General features: G+C 72.3%; 22 protein-coding genes. 9 read left to right on the forward strand and 13 right to left on the reverse strand.

Going from position 1 to position 20,679, the window contains the following annotated elements:
• The first annotated feature begins 44 nt into the window (after positions 1–44).
• Positions 45–431, forward strand: a complete 387-nt coding sequence (locus ABZ135_RS18915) for a PLD nuclease N-terminal domain-containing protein (protein ID WP_356697106.1) — start codon at positions 45–47, stop codon at positions 429–431.
• A complete protein-coding gene (locus tag ABZ135_RS18920) occupies positions 431–1,312 on the forward strand; it encodes a LysR family transcriptional regulator (RefSeq protein ID WP_356697108.1) in 882 nt (293 codons plus the stop codon). Before ABZ135_RS18915 ends, ABZ135_RS18920 begins: the two co-directional genes overlap by 1 nt.
• On the opposite strand, the gene ABZ135_RS18925 is transcribed toward ABZ135_RS18920, so the two are convergent.
• On the reverse strand, positions 1,218–2,138 hold the full coding sequence (locus tag ABZ135_RS18925; protein WP_356697110.1) for a DMT family transporter: 921 nt from the start codon (positions 2,136–2,138) through the stop codon (positions 1,218–1,220). The two genes, ABZ135_RS18920 and ABZ135_RS18925, sit on opposite strands and share 95 nt — an antisense overlap.
• 190 nt (positions 2,139–2,328) lie before the next feature.
• On the opposite strand from ABZ135_RS18925, the gene ABZ135_RS18930 reads away from it, so the two are divergent.
• The 3 genes from ABZ135_RS18930 (at position 2,329) to ABZ135_RS18940 (ending at position 6,823) form a co-directional block, all read left to right on the forward strand.
• Complete coding sequence (locus tag ABZ135_RS18930) at positions 2,329–2,973, forward strand: NAD(P)H-dependent oxidoreductase (RefSeq protein ID WP_356697112.1); 645 nt, start codon at positions 2,329–2,331, stop codon at positions 2,971–2,973.
• Between the two features lie 234 nt (positions 2,974–3,207).
• Positions 3,208–5,280 carry a hypothetical protein gene (locus tag ABZ135_RS18935; protein ID WP_356697114.1) on the forward strand — a complete coding sequence of 691 codons (2,073 nt, stop codon included), beginning with the start codon at positions 3,208–3,210 and terminating at the stop codon, positions 5,278–5,280.
• 4 nt (positions 5,281–5,284) lie between these two features.
• Positions 5,285–6,823 (forward strand): hypothetical protein, encoded by a 1,539-nt coding sequence (locus ABZ135_RS18940; protein WP_356697116.1) that lies wholly within the window; start codon positions 5,285–5,287, stop codon positions 6,821–6,823.
• 7 nt (positions 6,824–6,830) lie between these two features.
• On the opposite strand, the gene ABZ135_RS18945 is transcribed toward ABZ135_RS18940, so the two are convergent.
• From ABZ135_RS18945 to ABZ135_RS18985, 9 genes are all read right to left on the reverse strand, one after another.
• Positions 6,831–7,379, reverse strand: coding sequence for an SRPBCC domain-containing protein (locus ABZ135_RS18945; RefSeq protein ID WP_356697118.1), 549 nt, complete (start codon positions 7,377–7,379; stop codon positions 6,831–6,833).
• A gap of 76 nt (positions 7,380–7,455) precedes the next feature.
• Positions 7,456–8,538 (reverse strand): c-type cytochrome biogenesis protein CcsB, encoded by a 1,083-nt coding sequence (gene ccsB / locus ABZ135_RS18950; RefSeq protein WP_356697120.1) that lies wholly within the window; start codon positions 8,536–8,538, stop codon positions 7,456–7,458.
• The gene (locus ABZ135_RS18955) at positions 8,535–10,226 is read right to left on the reverse strand and encodes a cytochrome c biogenesis protein ResB (protein ID WP_356697122.1); all 1,692 of its coding nucleotides are present in this window, start codon (positions 10,224–10,226) and stop codon (positions 8,535–8,537) included. Before ABZ135_RS18955 ends, ccsB begins: the two co-directional genes overlap by 4 nt.
• 11 nt (positions 10,227–10,237) lie before the next feature.
• A complete protein-coding gene (locus tag ABZ135_RS18960) occupies positions 10,238–10,975 on the reverse strand; it encodes a cytochrome c biogenesis protein CcdA (RefSeq protein ID WP_356697124.1) in 738 nt (245 codons plus the stop codon).
• Position 10,976: 1 nt separating this feature from the next.
• Entirely contained in the window at positions 10,977–11,582 is a 606-nt protein-coding gene (locus ABZ135_RS18965) for a TlpA disulfide reductase family protein (RefSeq protein ID WP_356697126.1), read from the reverse strand.
• A 103-nt stretch (positions 11,583–11,685) separates the two neighbouring features.
• Entirely contained in the window at positions 11,686–12,939 is a 1,254-nt protein-coding gene (locus ABZ135_RS18970; protein WP_356697128.1) for a hypothetical protein, read from the reverse strand.
• A 237-nt stretch (positions 12,940–13,176) separates the two neighbouring features.
• On the reverse strand, positions 13,177–13,893 hold the full coding sequence (locus ABZ135_RS18975) for a histidine phosphatase family protein (RefSeq protein ID WP_356697130.1): 717 nt from the start codon (positions 13,891–13,893) through the stop codon (positions 13,177–13,179).
• Positions 13,890–15,197, reverse strand: coding sequence for a glutamate-1-semialdehyde 2,1-aminomutase (hemL, locus tag ABZ135_RS18980; protein WP_356697132.1), 1,308 nt, complete (start codon positions 15,195–15,197; stop codon positions 13,890–13,892). The genes ABZ135_RS18975 and hemL overlap by 4 nt, the downstream gene beginning before the upstream one ends.
• 470 nt (positions 15,198–15,667) lie before the next feature.
• Positions 15,668–15,886, reverse strand: coding sequence for a hypothetical protein (locus ABZ135_RS18985; RefSeq protein WP_356697170.1), 219 nt, complete (start codon positions 15,884–15,886; stop codon positions 15,668–15,670).
• A gap of 81 nt (positions 15,887–15,967) precedes the next feature.
• Here ABZ135_RS18985 and ABZ135_RS18990 point away from each other — a divergent pair, with 81 nt between their 5' ends.
• On the forward strand, positions 15,968–16,471 hold the full coding sequence (locus tag ABZ135_RS18990; protein WP_356697164.1) for a hypothetical protein: 504 nt from the start codon (positions 15,968–15,970) through the stop codon (positions 16,469–16,471).
• A 160-nt stretch (positions 16,472–16,631) separates the two neighbouring features.
• The gene (locus ABZ135_RS18995) at positions 16,632–17,030 is read left to right on the forward strand and encodes a MerR family transcriptional regulator (protein WP_356697166.1); all 399 of its coding nucleotides are present in this window, start codon (positions 16,632–16,634) and stop codon (positions 17,028–17,030) included.
• A gap of 70 nt (positions 17,031–17,100) precedes the next feature.
• Here the strand turns inward: ABZ135_RS18995 and ABZ135_RS19000 are convergent, their stop codons facing one another.
• The gene (locus ABZ135_RS19000) at positions 17,101–17,982 is read right to left on the reverse strand and encodes an ABC transporter substrate-binding protein (protein WP_356697134.1); all 882 of its coding nucleotides are present in this window, start codon (positions 17,980–17,982) and stop codon (positions 17,101–17,103) included.
• Between the two features lie 131 nt (positions 17,983–18,113).
• Here ABZ135_RS19000 and ABZ135_RS19005 point away from each other — a divergent pair, with 131 nt between their 5' ends.
• Positions 18,114–18,668 (forward strand): GNAT family N-acetyltransferase, encoded by a 555-nt coding sequence (locus tag ABZ135_RS19005; RefSeq protein WP_356697136.1) that lies wholly within the window; start codon positions 18,114–18,116, stop codon positions 18,666–18,668.
• Here the strand turns inward: ABZ135_RS19005 and ABZ135_RS19010 are convergent.
• Positions 18,649–19,110 (reverse strand): GNAT family N-acetyltransferase, encoded by a 462-nt coding sequence (locus tag ABZ135_RS19010; protein WP_356697138.1) that lies wholly within the window; start codon positions 19,108–19,110, stop codon positions 18,649–18,651. The two genes, ABZ135_RS19005 and ABZ135_RS19010, sit on opposite strands and share 20 nt — an antisense overlap.
• Positions 19,111–19,197: 87 nt before the next feature.
• On the opposite strand from ABZ135_RS19010, the gene ABZ135_RS19015 reads away from it, so the two are divergent.
• Positions 19,198–19,935, forward strand: a complete 738-nt coding sequence (locus ABZ135_RS19015) for a Mut7-C RNAse domain-containing protein (protein ID WP_356697140.1) — start codon at positions 19,198–19,200, stop codon at positions 19,933–19,935.
• Between the two features lie 96 nt (positions 19,936–20,031).
• Here the strand turns inward: ABZ135_RS19015 and ABZ135_RS19020 are convergent, their stop codons facing one another.
• Positions 20,032–20,592: a TetR family transcriptional regulator gene (locus tag ABZ135_RS19020; RefSeq protein ID WP_356697142.1), complete on the reverse strand. Its 561-nt coding sequence runs from the start codon at positions 20,590–20,592 to the stop codon at positions 20,032–20,034.
• Positions 20,593–20,679: the final 87 nt, after the last annotated feature.

The following is a 20,679-nucleotide window of genomic DNA, read 5'->3' on the forward strand; positions in this document are numbered from 1 at the left end:
GCCGTACTGAACGCCCCGCCATCGCATCCAGGGGGCTGTCCCACATGCTCAGGGCACTGATGTTCATCCTGCCGCTGGCGCTGGTCATCTACTCGCTGATCGACTGCCTCAACACCCCCGAGGACGAGGTCAAGCACCTGCCCAAGGTCGTCTGGGTCATCATCATCCTGCTCTTCTGGATCGTCGGGCCGATCGTCTGGTTCGCCGCCGGCAAGATGCGCAAGGCCCCGGCCGGCGGCCGCACGCCGAGCGAATGGCACCGCAACCACCGCCAGGAGTGGGTCGCCCCCGACGACAATCCCGAGTTCCTGAAGTCGCTCCGCGAGGAGAACACCAAGGACGAGTCGCTCCTCAAGGACTGGGAGGCGGACCTGCGCCGCCGCGAGGAGGAGCTGAAGAAGCGCGAGCAGGACGGCGACAAGGACCAGTGATGGAGCTGCGGCTCCTGGTCACCTTCGAGAAGGTCGCCACCGTCCTGTCCTTCACCCGGGCCGCCTCCGAGCTCCGGTACGCCCAGTCCAGCGTCACCGGCCAGATCCGCTCCCTGGAGTCCACGCTCGGCACGGAGCTCTTCGAGCGGCTCGGCTCCCGCATCCGGCTCACCGAGGCCGGGGAGCGGCTGCTGCCGTACGCCCGCCAGATCATCGCCCTGGCCGAGGAGGCCCGGGCCGCGGTGGCGGGGGACGGCGAGCCGGCCGGGCCGATCGCCGTCGGCACCATGGAGTCGCTCACCTCCTACCGGCTGCCGCCGCTGCTCGAGCTCTTCCACCACCGCTATCCGGGGGTGCGGCTCGCGCTGCGCCCGACGCTGGGCGACGCGACCCGGCAGGCGCTGCGGGCGGGGACGTACGACCTGGGGTTCCTGATGGAGCGGGAGACCGAGCACGAGGGGCTGGAGAGCGAGGTCCTGACCGAGGAGCCGCTGGTCCTGGTGGCCGGGCCGCGGCATCCGCTGACCGGGCGGACCGGCCTGACGGCCGGGGACGTGGCCGGAAGCGGTCTGGTGGGGACGGAGCCGGGGTGTGCCTACCGGGATCTGTTCGAGGCGGAGCTGAAGCCGTACGGGCCGGTGTTCACCGAGTACGGCACGATCGAGGCGAGCAAGCGCGGGGTGGCCGCGGGCCTCGGGATCGCGCTCCTGCCCCGGATCGCCGTCCGTGAGGAGCTGGCGTCCGGGGCGCTGGTGGCGCTGGACTGGGAGCCGTCGTTCCGGCTGTTCACGCAGATCGCGTGGCGGCGGGGGAAGCGGCTGCCGGAGCATGTGCGGCTGTTCGTGGAGCAGGCGCGGCGGCTCGTCCAAGAGTCACCTTGAGGCTGGCGAGCACGATCAGCGGGACGCCGAGGGCCTGCACGAGACCGATGTGGTGCCCGTAGACCAGCCAGTCGACCAGCATGGCGACGGCCGGGTAGGTGAAGGCGAGCACGGCGATCTTGGCCGTGGGCAGCTTCTGGTAGGCCGCGTACATCAGGACGTACATCACGCCGGTGTGGATCAGGCCGAGCCCGGCGAGCCAGCCCCAGCCGGCGCCGAGGCCGGACACCTCGCCGAAGTCCGCGAAGGGCAGCAGCAGCGGGATGCCGGTGGTCACCTGGACGAGGGCGACCAGATGGGGGCGGACGCCGGTGATCCGCTTGGTGACGAGGGTGGACAGGGCGTAGAGCACGGCGGCGGCGAGCGCGTAGCCGAGCCCGGCGAGGGAGGCGGTGTCGCCGGGGCGCACGCCGGAGACGAGGACGAGCCCGGCGAACGCGACCACCAGCCAGCCCACCTTCGCCGCCGCGATCCGCTCCCGGAGCACCAGCGCGCCGAAGAGCACGAGGAAGAACGGCTGGGTGTGGTAGACGACGGTGGCCAGGGAGATGGAGGTGGCCTCGTACGCCTCGAAGAGGAACACCCAGTTGAAGACGATGAGCGCGCCGCCGAGCGCGGCGAGGCCGAACTTCCGCGGGGTGAGGCCGTGCCCGGTGAAGAAGCCGCGGGCCAGGCTGTAGGCGGCGAGGGCGAGCGCCCCGAAGAGGCAGCGGAAGAACACCACCACGAACGGGGAGGCGCCGGACTCGACGACGAAGACGCCGAGGGTGCCGGACAGCACCATGGCGAGGGTCAGTTCGACGGTTCCCCTGGTCTCGTTTCTCATGCCGACGACGCTACGGAGACGGGCCGGGGCCGGTCCACGAGCCAGTGGGGCGTCCTGCCGATGCCCCCATCGGCCGGGCCGATGGGGTGCCCGAACGCCCGGCCGGCGGGGCTTGGCCGCCCGGCCGGAATACCCGTACGGGCCTGGGCCGTTGGCATCGGGGAACCACCCATCGGACGGAGCAGATGACATGACCCTCGACGCCCCGCGCACCCCGCACGGCCGCCCCGACTTCTCGGACCGCTCGTTCCTCTTCGTCCTCGGCAGCTCCCGCCCCGACGGCAACTCCGAGATCCTGGCCCGCGCCGCCGCCGCCGGACTCCCCGCCGGTGTCCCCCAGCGCTGGATCGACCTGAACGGGCTGGACCTGCCCGACTTCCAGGACGGGCGGCACGAGATCACCGGCGCGCCGACCGGCGCGACCGAGCGGATGCTGCTGGACGCCACCGTGGAGGCGACGGACGTCGTCATCGTCTCGCCCCTGTACTGGTACAGCCTCTCCGCGCAGGCCAAGCGCTTCCTGGACTACTGGTCCGGCTGGCTCAACGTGCCCGGCTCGGACTTCAAGGAGCGCATGGCGGGCGGCACCCTGTGGGGCGTGACCGCCCTGGCCCACAGCGAGCACGTCGTCGCGGACGGCCTGGTGACCTCCCTGAGCAACTCCGCGGCCTACCTGCGGATGCGCTTCGGCGGCGTCCTCATGGGCACCGGCTCCCGCCCGGGCCGGGTGCGGGCGGACACGGCGGCGATGTCCCGCGCGGAGACCTTCTTCCACCGCGAGGCCCCGCCGGCCCGCTTCCCGTACGAGGAGGAGGCGGTGGAGGCCGTCGCGTGACCCCTCGCCGAGGAGCTGATGCCGCTGGTCTCCTTCTGCGCGTGCGCCCCGGGACGACGGTGAAGGGCGTCGAGTCCCACGCCGCTCCGCGGGCGCGGCCCGACGCGATCAGCGCCCGGTAGCCGGTCGGTCACCGCCACCTTCCGCAAAACCTGGCCGAAGCCCAACTCACCGTCGATAATCCGTTCTTGGGGATGTGACGGGGCACGTCTGGTGGGAAGCGGGGGGTGGCGGGTGGAGAGAGTCCTTTACGGCCGCGAGGCGGTGCTGCACCGCACGGGACTCGCCGCGCGACTGATCGGGCTCGGCGGGGAGGGGCTCGCCCGGGTCCCGTACGAGCACGGTGACGACCCGCCCGTCGTCGTCTTCACCGGGGGGCGCGGGCTCGGCAAGACCGCGCTGCTCAAGCAGCTCCGCAACACCTACAAGGGCGGCACTCCGCTCGCGCTGCTCGACTGCGCGCACATCGAGCCGCCCGCCGACCACGGGCCCGGCTGGACCGAGCTCACCGGGGCGCTCGCCGAGCTCGCCGTGCAGTTGTCGCCGAGGGTGACCGGGGCGAAGCCCGTACAGTTCCCGCGGCTCTCGCTCGGTCTGGTCGCCGTCGCCTCCACGAGCTGGACGCAGGAGGACGACGAGCGGGCCCAGCGCGACCTGCAACGGCTCGGCCCGGTGCTCTCCACCGTCGACGCCACCAAGGGCGCCGCCGCCAACTGGGTCACCAAGGTCCTCACCAAGCTCGCCGCCCGGTTCGCCGAGGCCGGCGCGCCGCTCGCCGGACTCCTCGCGGAGGCCACCGTCGAGACCGTCCTCGAAGAGGTCTTCGGGCGCGTCCAGCAGCGCTCCGAGGGCTTCTACGGCAGCTACCGCAACGCCGGCGGCCGCGGCAAGGCCGGACTCCAGCAGCTCGCCGTCGACTTCGAGCAGGGCGGCCGGCGCCGCCAGGAGGCCGAGGACTTCCTCGTCGGCGCACTCCTGGAGGACCTCGGCCAGGCGTACAAGGGCATCACCCGCGTCGGCACCCGCCGCGGCCGGCCCGTCCTGCTCCTCGACAACGCCCACGGTGAGCTCGGCCGCCGCCTTGTCGAACCGATCCTGCGCGCCCGCCACGACGGCCGCCGCGACAAGGTCGTCGTCCTCGCCACCTCCCGGGTCCGCGAACACGAGGGCCTGCGCCACGCCCACCGGTTACGGCTGCCCGAGACCGCCCACCGGGCCCCCGCCCCGCGCGGCGCTGACATCACCTCCGGCATCCTCGCCGTCGAACTCACCCCGCTCTCCCCCGCCCAGGCCCAGACCGCCTTCGACCGCCTCGACCCCTCCGGCATCACCCCCGCCGACCTCGCCCGCGGCGTCCACCGGCTCACCGGCGGCCGGCCGCTCGGCGTGATGCTGCTCGGACAGGCCGCCGCCGAGGCCCCGCGCACCGCCCGCCCCACGCTCACCCCCGGCACCCTGCTCGACCTGACCGTGGAACTCCGCGAGGACGCCCGGCCCGTGCCCGTCGCCCCCGCCCTGCTCGGCGCGCTGCTGCCGCAGCCCCGCCCGGAGCCCTTCACCGTGCTCGCCGCCGCCCACGACGAGGAGTCGGCCCGGCTGCTCGCCCGCACCCGGCTGCACACCGAGTCCCGCGACGGCGACATGACGCTGCTCGTCCGCGACGAACTGCGCGCCGAGGACTGGCCCGAGGGCCCCGAGCACTTCGTCGCCGACCCGCTGCTGCGCGCCCTGCTGCTGCACCGGCTGCGCTTCGAGGACGCCGACCACCCGCGCCACGCCGCCTGGCGCGCCGTCCACGAGACCCTCCACCGGCACTACGAGCAGACCGGGAACATCCCGTACCGGCTCCACCACGAACTGGCCCTGGGGCGCGTCGAGGACGCCGTGACCCATCTGCGGACCACCTTCCCCGAGCCCGACGTGGTCGGCTGGCTCGGCCGGCTCCGCTTCATCGCCTCCGCCCCCTACCCCCGCGATCCCCACGGCGCCGGCCCCGACGGCCCCGACCCGCGCCGGGCCGTCGCGCTCGGCCGGCTGGCCTCCGACCTGCCCGCCGGCCTCGACGCCGAGGAGATCGCCCTCCATCTGTCCGTACGGCGCCTGCTGCACGCCGTATGGCTCCTCACCGATCCGCTCGCCCTGCCCGACGGCGAGGTGACCGAGAAGCTGGCGCACGAGCTGCGCCAGCTCTCCGGCCGCCATCTGACGGGCAACAGTCCCCTGTGGGACGCGGCCACCCACTGGCCGAAGGACATCCACGCCTGGCGCCGGCTCTCGCTGCCGCCGGGCCGCGAGGACGGAGTCTGAGCCGATGGCCCACCGGCTGCGCAACCGCTACCTCTACACCCCGAGACAGAAGCTCTTCGCCGCCCTGATCGCCCTCCTCGTGATCGGCGTGCCCCTCGGCTACGGCATCAAGACCTGGACCACCCCCGAGGACCGCTCCTGCGCGGCGGGCGTCGCACGCCCGCCGGGCTCCGACGAGTGCATAGGCGTCAACGGCGACGGCTACGCCTTCGGCGTGCCCGAACTCGCCGAGGTCGCCGGGCTCATCGGCCGCGAGAACGCGAGCCTGAAGCCCGACGAGTACGCCACCGTCGCCGTCCTCCTCCCGCTCACCTCGACCGACCCCGGCATGCGGGTCAAGGTCGTGCACGAGCTGCAGGGCGCCTACGCCCGCCAGTACCGGGCCAACCACGAGTCCAACAGCGAGACCCCCAGGATCCGGCTCGTCCTCGCCAACACCGGCAAGGGCAACGCCCACTGGAAGACCACCGTCGACCAGCTCAGGACGATGACCGCCGCCCCGCAGCGGCTGCGCGCCGTCACCGGCGTCGCCACCTCCTCCGCCGAGGTGCGGCAGGCCGTCGCCGCCCTCACCGGCGCGGGCATCGCCGTGGTCGGCACCACCATCACCGCCGACGACCTCGCCAACGGCCCCGGGCCCGGCCACAACCGCTTCCCCGGCCTCGCCCGCGTCTCCCCCACCAACGGCGACGAGGCCAAGGCCCTCGCCCACTTCGGCGAGGTCGACGCCGCCAAGGCCATCCTCGTCCAGGACACCCGCACCGGCGACCACTACACCGACACCCTCAAGGCGGCCTTCTCCGCCTCCCTCAAGGGCGCCCCCTACGAGCCGCAGCTCTTCACCTCGCCGCCCGACCCCACCGAGGAGGGCACCACCGCCAACACCTTCCGGCAGATCACCCACCTCATCTGCGACACCCGCGCCGAGACCGTCTTCTTCGCCGGCCGCCACACCCAGTTGCGGCAGTTCATCAACGCCCTCGGCGCGCGCGGCTGCACTGAGCGCCCCTTCACCGTCCTGACCGGCGACGAGGGCTCCTACCTGGGCGCCGACCGCAAGCTCAACCGCCAGGCCCTCAAGTCCCGGCTGACCGTCCGCTACGCCGCCCTCGCCCACCCGGACGCCTGGCGGCCCAGGCCCGGCCGGGCGGTGCCGGCGACGGGCGGCTCCACCGTCGCGTACGAGACCTTCCTGACGGACATCGCCCGCGCCTCGAAGCAGCGGGTCGCGCTCGCCGACGGGCAGGCCATCGTCGCGTACGACGCGATGGCGACCGCCGTCCACGCGATCCGCCAGGCCACCCCGGCCGGCGCGGCCCACCCCGAGCTCGCGGACGTCGCCACCCAGTGGCCGCAGGTCAAGGGCTCGCTGCGGGTGCAGGGCGCGAGCGGCTGGATCTGCCTGGACAACTTCGGCAACCCGTACAACAAGGCGGTGCCGATCGTGGAGCTGGCCCAGGACGGCTCGCAGCGCTTCGTCGCCATCGCCTGGCCGGAGGGCGACCCGCCGTCGGCGAGCTGCCTGCCGCCGAGGAGGGGCTGACGGGTCCCTAGGGCACCCACTTCGGCCAGGGCGCCTCGTCGCGCTCGTAGCTCTCCCGGAGGTCCTCGCGGCGGTCGGTGGACCAGTCGAGCCAGTCCGTCGGCCGGCCGTCGAGGGCGTCCCGCAGCCGCTCCAGGCGCTCGTGCCAGGCCGCCAGCACGGCGGGCTTCGCCGCCCGCGGCCCGTGGAACTCCGCCGTGAAACGCAGCACGGTCGACCCGGCCGCGTCCGGCCGGCCCGGTTCCAGGTGGAACCGGATCCGGCCGTGCGGCGGATCGACCGTGTACTCGGCCACGTACTCGGGGTCCCAGGCGGTCACCCGCCCCGAGACGGCCGTGTCGGTGTCGTACCAGCGCAACGTGACGCGCCCGCCGAGGCGCGGCTCCAGGAGGTCCGCCGCGCACAGCCACCGCGGCAGGCCCTCGGGCGTGGCGACGGCGGCCCAGACGCTCACCATGGGGTGCGGCAGCTCGACCGTGAACCGCAGCAGGTGCGTGTCGCCGTCGTGGGTCTCGCACCTGCCCCGGGGTATCTCGCTCCTCGCTCCAGCGTGCATACCTCCAGCGTGGCCCGGCGGCGCGAGCCCCGCCAACGCGAGCGCCGGCAGGGCTCCCCGCTCACACCCCGGCGGCTCACACCCCGGCGTAGGAGTGCTTGCTGCTCACGAAGATGTTCACGCCGTAGTAGTTGAAGAGGAAGCAGGCGAAGGCGATGAGCGCGATGTACGCGGCCTTGCGGCCCTTCCAGCCGGCCGTGGCCCGGGCGTGCAGGTACGCGGCGTAACCGACCCAGGTGATGAAGGACCAGACCTCCTTGGCGTCCCAGCCCCAGTAGCGGCCCCACGCGTCGCCGGCCCAGATCGCGCCCGCGATGATCGTGAAGGTCCACAGCGGGAAGATCGCCGCGTTGACCCGGTAGGCGAACTTGTCGAGGCTGGCGGCGGCGGGCAGCCGCTCCAGGACGGAGCGGGCGAAGGCGCCGGGCTCGCCGCCGTTCGCGAGCTTGTTCTCGTACGAGTCCCGGAACAGGTACAGCAGGGTGGCGACGGCGCCCAGGTAGAGGACGGCTCCGCAGAAGATGGCGGTGGAGACGTGGATCCACAGCCAGTACGAGTGGAGCGCCGGGACGAGCTGGTCGCTGTCGGTGTAGAGCCAGGTGGTGGCCACGCCGAGGTCGAGCAGGACGGTCGTCACCAGCGGCAGACCGATCCAGCGGACGTTCTTCTTCAGCAGCAGGAAGCCGAGGTACACGCCGACCGCCACCGTGGAGAAGGTGGTGGAGAACTCGTACATGTTGCCCCAGGGGGCCCGCTGCACGGAGAGCGCGCGGGTGACCACGCCGGACGCCTCGACGAGGAAGGCCAGCGCGGTCAGGGAGACCGCGATCCGGCCGTAGAGGTCGCCCTTGACGGTGCCGCCGGCCGCGCCGGGGCCGTCCGGGACGTCGCGGGCGCCGGCCGCGGCGCGGGTGACGACCTTCGGCTTGTCGAGGACGGCGGTGCCGCCGGCCTGCTTGACCTGGACCGTCACGGCGGGGGCCGCGGCGCCCTTCGTCCGCGTGAGCGCGGCGGCGGTGCGGCCGACCTTGCTGCGGCTGCCGAGCACCCACTCGGCGATGTGGGCCAGGAAGGCCAGCGTGTAGACGGCCATCGAGGAGTAGATGAGCGTGTTGCTCATCTGCGCCAGGCTCTCGTTGGTCTCGGCGGCGAGGATCACTTCTCAGCCTCTCCAGCTTCGGCAGATTCTTCTGCGGGTTCCGGCGCGGTCGGCGCCTCGGTGTTGAGCGTGAGCGCGAGCTCGGCCAGCTCCTCGGGCAGCCGGGCGGACTCGCTCCGGCCGAGGCCCGCCATCTCGACGACGGTGACGCCGTCGGCCCCCCGTACCGCCCGGACCCAGACCCGGCGCCGCTGGACGAACAGCGAGGCGGCGAGTCCGGCGATGGCGGCGATCGCCCCCGCGAGCGCGAGACCGTTGCCGGGCTGCTGGGAGATCTGGAAGCTCGCCCACTCCTTGATCTCCTTCTCGAAGGTGATCGAGCCGGCGCCGTCGGGCAGCGTCATGGTCTCGCCCGGCAGCAGCCGGTTGGCGCTCCCGGTGCCGCCCGCCACCTTGAACTGCTTCATCTTGGTGGTGTCGAGCTGGTACACGTTCTGCGGCAGACCGGAGTCCACGCGCAGGTCGCCGTGGTAGCCGGTGAGGGCCAGGACGGGGAAGTCGAGCGCGGGGAACTGGGAGAACATCGTTCCCTTGCCGGCCCCCGCGAAGGTCGGCACGAAGAATGCCTGGAAGCCGAGCTGCTCCTTCTTGCCGTTCTTGTCGCGGTAGCCGTCCATCACCTTGATCGCGCCGGTGGAGGTGATGTTGTTGTCGATGGGCAGCAGCGGTACGGGGCCGCTGGTGACGATCTTGCCGCGGCCGTCGCGGACGGTGACGACGGGCGCGTAGCCGTGGGCGATCAGATAGACCTTGGAGCCGCCGACCTGGAGCGGCTCGTTGACGCGGATGACGGCCTTCTTGCCCGGGCCGCCGTTCTCCGCGTACGTGACGGCCGCCTCGAAGGTGCGGGGCGTGCCGCGCTGGGGGCCGTTCTTCTCGTACGTGCCGGTGAAGCTGTCCAGAGTGAAGCCGAACGGCGCCAGCTCGTCGGTGGAGAACTGGGAGCCGGACTTGAAGTCGTCGTACTGGGTGAGGGTGTTGGAGAAGCCGTCGCCCTCGATGATCAGCTTGCCGCCCTCGGACTTGTAGAGCTGGCCGACCGCGAAGGCCACGAGGATGACGATCAGCGCGACGTGGAAGAGCAGGTTTCCGGTCTCGCGGAGATAGCCCTTCTCGGCGGCGACGGCGTCGCCGGTCACGTGGGCGCGGAAGCGGCGGCCCTTGAGCAGGGCGAGGGCCGCCTCGCGGACCTGCTCGGGCTCGGTCTCGGTGCGCCAGGTCGTGTACACGGGCAGCCGGGTGAGGCGCGACGGCGCGCCCGGCGGACGGCCGCGGAGCTGGCCGACGAACTGCCAGGTGCGGGGCACGATGCAGCCGATGAGCGAGACGAACAGCAGGATGTAGATCGCGGAGAACCACACCGAGCCGTAGACGTCGAAGAGCTGGAGCTTCTCGTAGATCGGCGTGAGGGTCTCGTGGGCGTCCTTGAACTGCTGCACCTTCAGCTCGTCCGCGCTGGTCTGCGGGATGAGCGAGCCGGGGATCGCGCCGAGGGAGAGCAGGAACAGCAGGATCAGGGCGACCCGCATGGAGGTGAGCTGCCGCCAGAACCAGCGGATCCAGCCGACGACCCCGAGGGCGGGGCCGCCGACGGTGCCGCCGGAGTCGAAGCCGTCCTCGCGTGGCGCGGTGGACAGCCGGTCGCCGGCCTCGCCGATGTCATGCGTGTCAGTCTCGGTCTTGCTCATGTCGACAACTCTCAGATCCCCACCGTGTAACCGCTGGACCAGCCCTGCATCGTGGACACCATGCTGTCCCACGCACCTGTGAGAAGCAGAACGCCGGTGAGGATCATCATCCCGCCGCCGATCCGCATCACCCAGGTGTAGTGCTTCTTGACCCAGGCGAACGCGCCGAGCGCCTTGCGGAAGGCGACGGCGGTGAGCACGAAGGGCAGCCCGAGTCCGAGACAGTACGCGACGGTCAGCAGCGCGCCGCGGCCGGCGCTGGCCTGCTCGGCGGCGAGCGCCTGCACGGACGCGAGGGTGGGGCCGATGCACGGGGTCCAGCCGATGCCGAAGAGCGCGCCGAGCAGGGGCGCGCCGACGAGGCCGGTGACCGGCTTCCGGTGGAAGCGGAACTCGCGCTGGGTGAACCAGGGCATGAGGCCGAGGAAGAAGACGCCCATGACGATCATGAGGATGCCGAGGACGGTGGTGAGGATCTCGCGGTGCGCCTGGAGCGTCCAGCCGAAGTAGCCGAACAGGGCGCCGCCGGAGACGAAGACGGCGGAGAAGCCGAGCACGAAGAGCCCAGCCCCGGCGACCATCCGGCCCCGGCGGGCCTCGGCGAGGTCGGTGCCGGTGACCCCGGTCACGTAACTGAGGTAGCCGGGGACCAGCGGCAGGACGCAGGGCGAGAAGAAGGAGACGAGTCCCCCGAGCACGGCGATGGGCAGGGCGAGCAGGAGCGCTCCGCTGAAGACCGTCTCGTTCACGTCACTTCTCCGCGACGAGCGGGTCGATCATGGACTTGAGCTTGGTCTCGTCGAGCGCCATGAGGGAGCGCGCGGCGATCTTCCCGTCCTTGTCGAGCACGATCGTGGAGGGGATGGCCTGGGGGTTCAGGGTGCCCTTGGGGAATCCGCCGAGGATGATCTTCCCGGCCGGGTCGTAGAGGCTCGGGTACGTGACGCCGTAGTCGGCCTCGAAGTTGACCGCGTCCTGCTTCTTGAAGTCGCGGGTGTTGAGGCCGACGAACTCGACGCCCTTGGCCTTGTACTCCTGGGAGACCTTCGCGAAGTGGGGGGCCTCGGCGCGGCACGGACTGCACCAGGAGCCCCAGACGTTGAGGACGACGACCTTGCCCTTGAGGCCGGCGATGTCGAGCTGCTTGCCGTCGAGGGTCTCGCCGGCGATCTTGTTCGCCGGGCGGCGCTCGCCCTTCGCGACGGTGGAGATACCGCCCGTGTTGGTCACGAAGTTGGTGTCGCCGCCACCGCCCGACTGGCCCTTGGAGTCGGAGCTGCAGGCGGTGAGCGCGAGCGCGGCGGCGAGGGCTCCGGCCGTCAGCAGGGCGCGGTGGGGTGCGCGGCTAAGACTCATGTGAAAAGTTTCGCATGGGCGTTTCGCGGATCTTGGGCACCCCCCTACGTGCCCGGAACGCCCCTTGTCAAGATCGGTTAAGCCGGAACCGGGGCTACGGGGGCTACGCCGGCCGGAGAAAGGCGTTCCAGCCGCCGGCCGGGGACCGGCCGACCTCCAAGGTACGGAGCTTGGCGAGGATCTTCGGGTCCTGGACGTCCAGCCAGTCCACGAACTGCCGGAAGGACACCAGCCGGACGTCCTTCTTGCCGGCCATGCCCTTCAGGGCCTCCTCGACGGCGTCCATGTAGATGCCGCCGTTCCACTGCTCGAAGTGGTTGCCGATGTAGAAGGGGGCGCGGTTGGACTCGTACGCGCGGCGGAAGCCGGCCAGGTACGCCTCGGTGGCCTGCTTGCGCCAGCCGGGATAGCGCGAGGGCATGCCCTTGGTCGAGTTCTTCGACTGGTTGGCGAGCATGTTGTAGTCCATGGAGAGGACCTCGAAGGAACGGCCCGGGAAGGGCACGGCCTGGAGCGGCAGGTCCCAGACGCCCTGGCGCTTGACCGGCCACATCTGGCGGCCGCCGGGCGAGCTGGCGTCGTAGCGCCAGCCGAGGCGCTTGGCGGTGGGCAGCAGCTTGTCCTGGCCGAGCAGGCAGGGGGTACGGCCGCCGACGAGCTCCTTGGTGTAGTCGAAGGGCAGCGGGTCGAGGTCGGTCCAGCCGGTGTGGGTCTTCCACCGGGTGACGAAGCCGACGGCCTGTTCGATCTCGTTCTGCCAGTCGGCGGAGGTCCAGTGGGCGACGGAGCCGGAGCCGCCGCAGAAGTGGCCGTTGAAGTGGGTGCCGATCTCGTGGCCTTCGAGCCACGCCTGGCGGACGTACCTGAGGGTGTCCTTGATGTGGTCGTCGGTGAGGTAGCCGATGTCGGAGGCGCCGACGCGGTTGTTCGGCGGGCGGTAGAGGTGCTTCTTCGACTCGGGGAGCAGATAGATCCCGGAGAGGAAGAAGGTCATCGCGGCGTCGTGCTGCTTGGCGAGTTCGAGGAAGCGCGGGAAGAGGCCGTTGCCGACCTCGCCGGCGCCGTCCCAGGAGAAGATCACGAACTGCGGCGGGGTCTGGCCGGGTTCGAGCGGCACGGGCGCGTCGGGCTGGTTCGGCTGCTTGCCGGTGTCCGCGGTGGAACCGTCGCCGATGGGCCGGCCCTCGTCCTGGGTGGGGGTCGCGGAGGCGGTGGGGCGGCCGGTGGCGTCACCGCCCTTGCCGGGCCCGGAAGGCCCGCCTTTGTCCTGGTTTCCGCCGGTGCAGCCGGCCAGTCCCAGGGCCGCGGCGGCGCCAACACCCGCTCCGAGCAGACTCCTTCGATTGATCCCGCGCATGACATCCCCATTCGCGCTGACACATGACCTGAACGTCATCCAAACCGACAATGAGTGAGATGCGGGGAGGAACACGGAGGTTCCGTGGAAATAGCACAAAAATTTCAGGGGCGGTCGGACGACTCACGGTCGTCCGACCGCCCCTGAGGGTCTACTCCCTGTCCGGGCCCGGCGTCTACGCCTGTGCGGCGGCCCGCGGCGGTGCCTGGGCCCGAGGCCGCGGGCCCGCGGCCTCGGCTACGCGCCGAACGCCTTCGCCCTGCCCTTGACCGGCTTGGCGCCCGCGCGCAGATGCTCCGGCACGAGGTCGAGGGCCGGCTCGCTGTAGCCGACCGACACGATCTTGTCGCCCTGGTACGTGAACGAGGTCAGCGAGGCCAGCGTGCACTGCCGGCGCCGCGGGTCGTGCCACAGCCGGCGCCTCTCCACGAAGCTGCGCACGATCCAGATCGGCAACTGGTGGCTCACACAGACCGCCTCGTGCCCGCGCGCCGCGTCCTTCGCCGCGTCCAGCGCGGCCATCATCCGCACGACCTGCTCGATGTACGGCTCGCCCCAGGACGGCCGGAACGGGTTGGTGAGGTGCCTCCAGTTGCCCGGCCTGCGCAGCGCCCCGTCGCCCACGCCGAAGGTCTTGCCCTCGAAGACGTTGCCCGCCTCGATCAGCCGCTCGTCGGTGACCAGGTCCAGGCCGTGCGTCTTGGCGATCGGCGCCGCCGTCTCCTGCGCCCGCTCCAGCGGGGAGGCGACGACCCGGGTGATGTCCCGGCCCGCCAGGTGCTCGGCGACACGGTCTGCCATCCGCCGGCCCAGCTCGGACAGGTGGTAGCCGGAGCGGCGGCCGTACAGGATGCCGTCCGGGTTGTGCACCTCGCCGTGCCGCATCAGGTGGACGACGGTGATGTCGCCGTTCGCGCCGTTCACCGCACCGTTCGCGCCGTTCGCGCCGCTCATGCGGTGGCCTCCGCGGCGGCGCGGGCGGCGGCGGGCAGGGCGGCGGCGACGCGCTCCACGGCCCGCTCGTCGTGCGCGGCGGACACGAACCAGGACTCGAAGGCCGACGGCGGCAGGTAGACACCGTCCGCCAGCATCGAGTGGAAGAAGGCGTTGAAGCGGAACGCCTCCTGCTTCTTCGCGTCCTCGTAGTCGCGCACCTCGGTGGAGGTGAAGAACACCGAGAACATGTTGGAGGCGGTCTGCAGCCGGTGCGCCACACCCTCCTTCGTCAGCGCCTCCGTGACCAGGCCCTGGATCTCCTTCGACACCGCGTTCACCTTCTCGTACGCGGCCTCGTCGAGCAGCCGGAGCTGCGCGAGCCCGGCGGCGGTGGCGACCGGGTTCCCGGAGAGGGTGCCCGCCTGGTAGACCGGGCCGGCCGGGGCGAGGTGGCCCATCACGTCGGCGCGGCCGCCGAAGGCCGCGGCCGGGAAGCCGCCGCCCATGACCTTGCCGAAGGTCATCAGGTCCGGCTTCACGCCGTCGACGCCGTACCAGCCGGCCCGCGAGGTGCGGAAACCGGTCATGACCTCGTCCGAGATGAACAGCGCGCCGTTCTTGGCGCAGGCGTCCTTCAGGCCCTGGTTGAAGCCCGGCTGCGGCGGGACGACGCCCATGTTGCCCGGCGACGCCTCGGTGATCACGCAGGCGATCTCGCCCGGGTGGCGGTGGAACGCCTCCTGCACCGCCTCCAGGTCGTTGTACGGAAGGACGATGGTGTCGCCGGCCTGCGCGCCCGTCACACCGGGCGTGTCCGGCAGCCCGAAGGTGGCCACGCCGGAGCCGGCCGCGGCGAGCAGCGCGTCCACGTGCCCGTGGTAGCAGCCGGCGAACTTGATCACCTTGGCCCGACCGGTGAAGCCGCGGGCGAGCCGGATCGCGGACATCGTCGCCTCGGTACCGGAGGAGACGAGGCGCACCTGCTCGACCGGCTCGATCCGCGCGACGATCTCCTCGGCGAGCGCGACCTCGCCCTCGCCCGGCGTACCGAAGGAGGTCCCGCGCGCCACGGCGGCCTGCACGGCCGCGGTCACCTCGGGGTGGGCGTGCCCGAGGATCATCGGACCCCACGAGCAGACCAGGTCGACGTACTCGCGACCGTCCGCGTCGGTGAGGTACGGACCGGTGCCGGACACCATGAACCGGGGCGTACCGCCCACGGCCCGGAAGGCTCGCACCGGAGAGTTCACGCCGCCGGGCGTCACAAGGGAGGCGCGGTCGAAAAGCGTCTGTGAGACTGGGGCTTCGTATGAGTACGGCACTGTGATCCTGACCTGCGAGTACGACGTCGGGCACGGAGGAGCGGACGGAAAGCGGACGGGGAAGGGGTGGGGAGAGGGACGGGGACGGGTGAGGACGGTGTGAGCATCCTGTGGACTACACCAGGGCGTTCGTCCTCCGCGTCTGCGAAACTGGGGCGTCATAGGGATGGCTCACGGAATCCATGGTGTCAGAGGCCACGGCGATCTTGCGGACAGGTGTTTCACCGCACGAGCGCGGGGGAGGTCACTGGCACGATGATCGGACCGCGCGGTCGGACGCGCGGACGTGCGGTCTGGAACAGCAGTCGGGTGGAGATATGCATCGCGGTGGCGGACCGGGCGAGGGGACTGACGACCTGGGTCCCGAGCCTGTCCGGCGGGGGAGGCACCGGCGCCGGAGGACGGAAGAACCGAGGGCGAACGAGCCGAGGACGGGCGGGGAGCCGAAGCCGGCCGACCCCCGGGCCGAGTCACGCGCTCCCGAGCCCCGAGCCGCCGACGCACGCCCCGACCTCCGCCCCGTCGACCCGCGAGGCGTCGATCCGCGTGCTGCCGATTCCCGTACCGCCGGGGAGCCGGACCGGGATCAGGACGAGTCGTCCCGGGTGGCGAGGTCCCGGGCCCGTCGTGCCCGCGCCCGCGACGCGGGTCCGGTCGAGGGCCCGGCGCAGGACACCGGAAGCGGCCATGGCAGTGTCGGCGGCGGAGGCATCGGCGGAAGCGGTCCGAGTGGTCTGGGCAGCCTCAGCGGGCTGAGCGGCCTGAACGGGCTGAGCGGTCCGAACGGCCCGCACGGTCCCAGTGGCGGAAGTGGCACGAGTGGCGGGGGTGGCCGGTTGGGGGTGACGTACAAGTACTTCGGCGCGCCCGACGGCGCGACGGCGGCCCGCGTCCCGATCTCGATGCGCCCCGAGGAGCTCGGCGGCGACGAACTCGGCATGGGCGGCATGTTCACCAAGATCAAGCCGGAGACCATAGCGGCGATGGTCCTCACCGGTATCCAGGGCATGCCCCTGCACAAGGTGCCCCCGCTGGAGCTGGTCGTCCTCCACCCCGACTACGCCGTGGTGAAGCTCCCCATGACCGTGGTCGACCCGCTCCGCGGCATCGGCGAGGAGTCGGTCGGCGCCGCCGCCTTCATCTGGTCCACGGTCCCCGACCGCGGCGGCCCGCAGGACGCCTTCAACGTGTACCAACTGCTCCACGAGTGGCAGGACTTCAGCCACCGCCTGCACGAGGCGGGACACCAGCCCTACTGTCTCGTCTGGCCCTGACCCGCCGGCGGTGCCCGCCGCGGTTCCCCTACTCGGTGCCCTCCTCCTCCGCTCGCAGGCGTTTCGCCGCACTTCGCGTACTCATAAGTGATGAAGTGAGGACAAATCGGATGTGATGCGCGGTACGAGGGAAAGGACCGACGTGGTGAGCACCAGCACGATGCGCCCCCTGCAGATCGGCGAGGTCGCGGCACGGACGGAACTGTCCCTGCGCACCATCCGCCAGTACGAGGACAGCGGTCTCGTCGTCCCGTCGGCGGCCTCCGAGGGCGGTTTCCCGCTGTACACGGACGCCGACGTGGCCCGCCTGATGGTGATCCGCCGGATGAAGCCCCTCGGCTTCACCCTCGACGAGACCCGCGAGCTCCTCACCGCCGTGGACCGCCTCACCGCCGACGTCCCCGACACCCCGGGCGAACTCGACCCGGCCGTCCGCGCCGTCCTCGTCGCCCGGGTCCGCGGCTACGAGCAGGCCGCGGCCGAGCGCGTCGCGGAGCTCCGCGCCCAACTGGCCCGCGCGGAGGAGTTCGCGAACTCGCTGCGGGCCCGCCTGCCGTAGGCGTACGGACAGCACGGCCGCACGTCCGGGCGGCCGGACGGCCGGGCAGCCGCGCGTCGTGGTCCGGGTGTTACGCCTCTCCGCCCTCGTCCTCCAGCGCCGCCGCCAGGTCCTGGAAGAACCGGGCGCAGGCGGCCGGGCTGGGCGGGGTCTCCGGGTTCCAGGGAGCCGGCCGGGCGCCCGGCGGGACCGCGTGCGGCGGCACCGCGTTGACCCGGCTGTCGAAGAGCACCAGGTCCGGGCCGAGCCCGACCGCGTGCTCCCAGTCCGTGGTCAGCCAGCTCGCGCCGGGCCCCGGCCCCGGGTCGACGAAGCGGACGCCGAGCTCGGCGAGCCGGGCCAGCTCCGGCCAGGCGTGCGGGCGCGCCAGGTGCACCTGCTCCGGACCGGCGCCGGACAGCGCGAGGACCCGCACACCGGTTCGCTCCGCCGCGGCCCGCACCGCCGCCTCCGCGTCGCCCAGCCGTCCGGTGCTCCTCCCGCCCGGGGCGGCCTGCGCGCCCAGCGCCCCGGCGAGCGCGCCGAAACGGTCGACGATCGCCGCCAGGGTCAGCTCGCCGCCGACGGACAGCGCGGCGAGCGGCACCCCGAGCCGCTCGGCGAGCGCCCCGTCCACCGCGTACGGACTCTTGCCGTCGTAGGTCACGTCCACGATCAGGTCGACCTCGCCCAGCCGCCGTACGCGGGCCTCGTCGAGCGCTTTACCGGGCCCCAGGTACGGCACGCCCGCCGCCGCGAGGCCGCCCGCCTTGACCGGGTCGAGCAGATCGCCGTCGTGCCCGGAGCCGTAGACGGCGACCGGCCGCACCCCGAGGTCGAGCAGGGCGGCCCCCGCCCGTACGTAGGCCACCACCCGTTCCGGCCGGCGCGCGGCCGTCAGGGCCGTACCCAGGTCGTCCGTGAATCCCCATCCGTGTCCGTCCGCACCGCCCGTGCCCCTGGCGTCCGACATGCGGCTGCTCCCTCCCCGGCCGGAAATCTCCCTCTGCCGGTCCACCTTGGAGCGCTTCCCCGACCCGCACAAGAGGGCCTGTCCGCCTGCGCGGCCCGGGCGTTGTCAGTCCTCGGCCGTAGGGTGCGGGCATGGACACCCACAACACGACGGTCCGGCTGGAAGCGTGGTCGGAGGGCGATTTCGACCTGCTCCGGGCGGTGAACTCACCGGAGTTGACGGCGCATCTGGGCGGCCCGGAGACCGAGGAGCAGTTGGCCGCGCGGCAGCGGCGGTACGAGGCGCTGAGCGCCGACGCCGAGCGCCCGGGCAGCATGTTCCGGATCGTGCTGCTGCCCGAGGGCACGGCCGCCGGCAGTATCGGCTTCTGGGAGACCTCGTGGGAGGGCGAGCCGGTGTACGAGACGGGGTGGACGGTGCTGCCCGGCTTCCAGGGCCGGGGCGTGGCGACCGCCGCCACGCGCGCGGTGGTGGAACGGGCGCGCGCCGAGGGCCGGTTCCGTCACCTGCACGCCTTCCCGTCGACGGACAACGGCCCTTCGAACGCGGTGTGCCGCAAGGCCGGTTTCACGTTCCTCGGCGAGCGGGACTTCGAGTATCCGCCGGGCCGTCCGATGCGCTGCAACGACTGGCGGCTCGACCTCACGGGCGAGGAGACCCCGCCGGCTACTGCCCCAGGGGCTTGAGCTCCCGGGTGAAGTGGAAGGCGACGATGTCGAAGCGCTCGCGCAGGTAGAAGCGGTGGGCTCCGGTGCGGTGGGTGCCGGAGTCCAGGTTGAGCTCGTAGCAGCCGGCCGCGCGGGCGTGCGCCTCCAGGTGGGCGATCAGGGCGTGCCCCACCCCGGTGGAGCGCGCGGTCTCCCTGGTCACCAGGTCGTCCACGTACAGCTTCTTCAGCGAGCTGGTGTTGATGACGATCCGCCAGCCGGCCACGCCGACGCAGCCGCCGTCGGCGCCCTCGCCGTCCTCGTCGGCGTATGCGGCGCTGAAGCGCAGGCCCTGAGGGTGCCCGTTCTCGTAGACGTCGCGGAAGAGCTCCGGCGTCAGATGGGGGCGCAGCTCGCGCAGGACCGGCAGGAGCTCGCTCTCCAGACGGGGATCGCCGGGCTCGAGGTCGATGATCTTCATGGCGCGACCGTACCGCGCGGTCCGCGCGGGGGCGGAGGGTGGGGAATTGCCTGGCCGCACGGCCGCGGCCGGTGCCATCCTGTCTGCGTGAACGGACCGGAGATCCAGATCAGTTTCGCGCCCGGCCTGCGGCTCTTCGTCCCGGCCGACCGGCGTGCGGGCCGCACGCCCGTGGCGACCGACGGAGCGTCCTCGCTCGGGCACGTGGTCGAGTCGCTGGGCGTGCCGCTGACCGAGGCGGGGCGGCTGCTGGTCGACGGGCGCCCGGTGGAGCCCTCGCACGTCCCGGCGGCCGGCGAGACGGTCGAGGTGGAGAGCGTGGCGCGCCCCCAGCCGGTCCCGGGCGCTCCGCTGCGCTTCCTGCTGGACGTGCACCTCGGGACGCTGGCCCGGCGGCTCCGGCTGCTCGGCGTCGACGCCGCGTACGAGAGCGAGGACATCGGCGACCCGGCCCTGGCCGCGCTGTCCGCGAAGGAGCGCCGGGTGATGCTCTCCCGGGACCGCGGGCTGCTGCGCCGCCGGGAGCTTTGGGCCGGCGCGTACGTCTACAGCGACCGGCCCGACGAGCAGCTCCGTGACGTCCTCGAACGGTTCGCGCCCCCGCTGGCGCCGTGGACCCGGTGCACGGCGTGCAACGGGCGGCTCGCGGACGCCGACAAGGAGGCGGTGCGCGAGCAGTTGGAGAAGGGCACGGAGAACACGTACGACGTCTTCGCGCGGTGCACGGACTGCGGCCGCGTGTACTGGCGGGGCGCGCACCACGCCCGCCTGGAGGCGATCGTCACGGAGGCGGTACGCGAGTTCGGCGACGCGGCCGCGCGCTGAGCGGGCCCGGGCCGCGCCGAGCGGGCCGGTCCACGAGCCGGTCCACGAGCCGGGTGGCGCAGCCGGTGACCGGCGGTTCCGCGATCCGCCGCCGGCTCAGGGCGTCTCGGCGGTGAGATAGCGCTGCACGGTCGGCCCGAGCCAGGCCGCGATGTCCTCGCGGGACATCTCCACGAGGGGCGGGAGACGCAGCACATAGCGGGTGAGCGCCATCCCGAGGATCTGGGAGGCGACGAGGCCGGCCCGGCGCGGCGCCTCGGCGGGATCGGGGCAGACGCCGGCCGTGACGGGGCGCAGTTGCTCGGCGAAGACCGCCCGCATCCGCTCGGCGCCCGCTTCGTTGGTGACGCCCACCCGCAGCAGCCCCGTCAGGACCTCGTCCCGCTCCCAGCGGTCGAGGAAGTGGGCGACCAGGGCGGCGCCGGCGTGCTGCGCGGGCAGCGCGCCGAGCTCGGGGAGCTCCAGCTCGAAGGTGGAGGCCGCGGCGAAGAGGCCCTCCTTGTTGCCGTAGTAGCGCATGACCATCGAGGGGTCGATCCCGGCGTCACGGGCGATGGCGCGGATCGTCGCGCGCTCGTAGCCGTCGGCGGCGAAGCGCTCGCGGGCGGCGTCGAGGATCGCGGTCCGGGTGGCGTCGGAGCGGCGTGGAGACGTCATGCCAACAACTGTAGGCCAACAGCCGTTGACAACGCCAGTGCGAGCGTCCTACATTTGCCAACATGCGTTGACCAACACCTGTTGGCC

It is taken from the genome of Streptomyces sp. NPDC006339 (assembly GCF_040612775.1).
GTDB lineage: Bacteria > Actinomycetota > Actinomycetes > Streptomycetales > Streptomycetaceae > Streptomyces.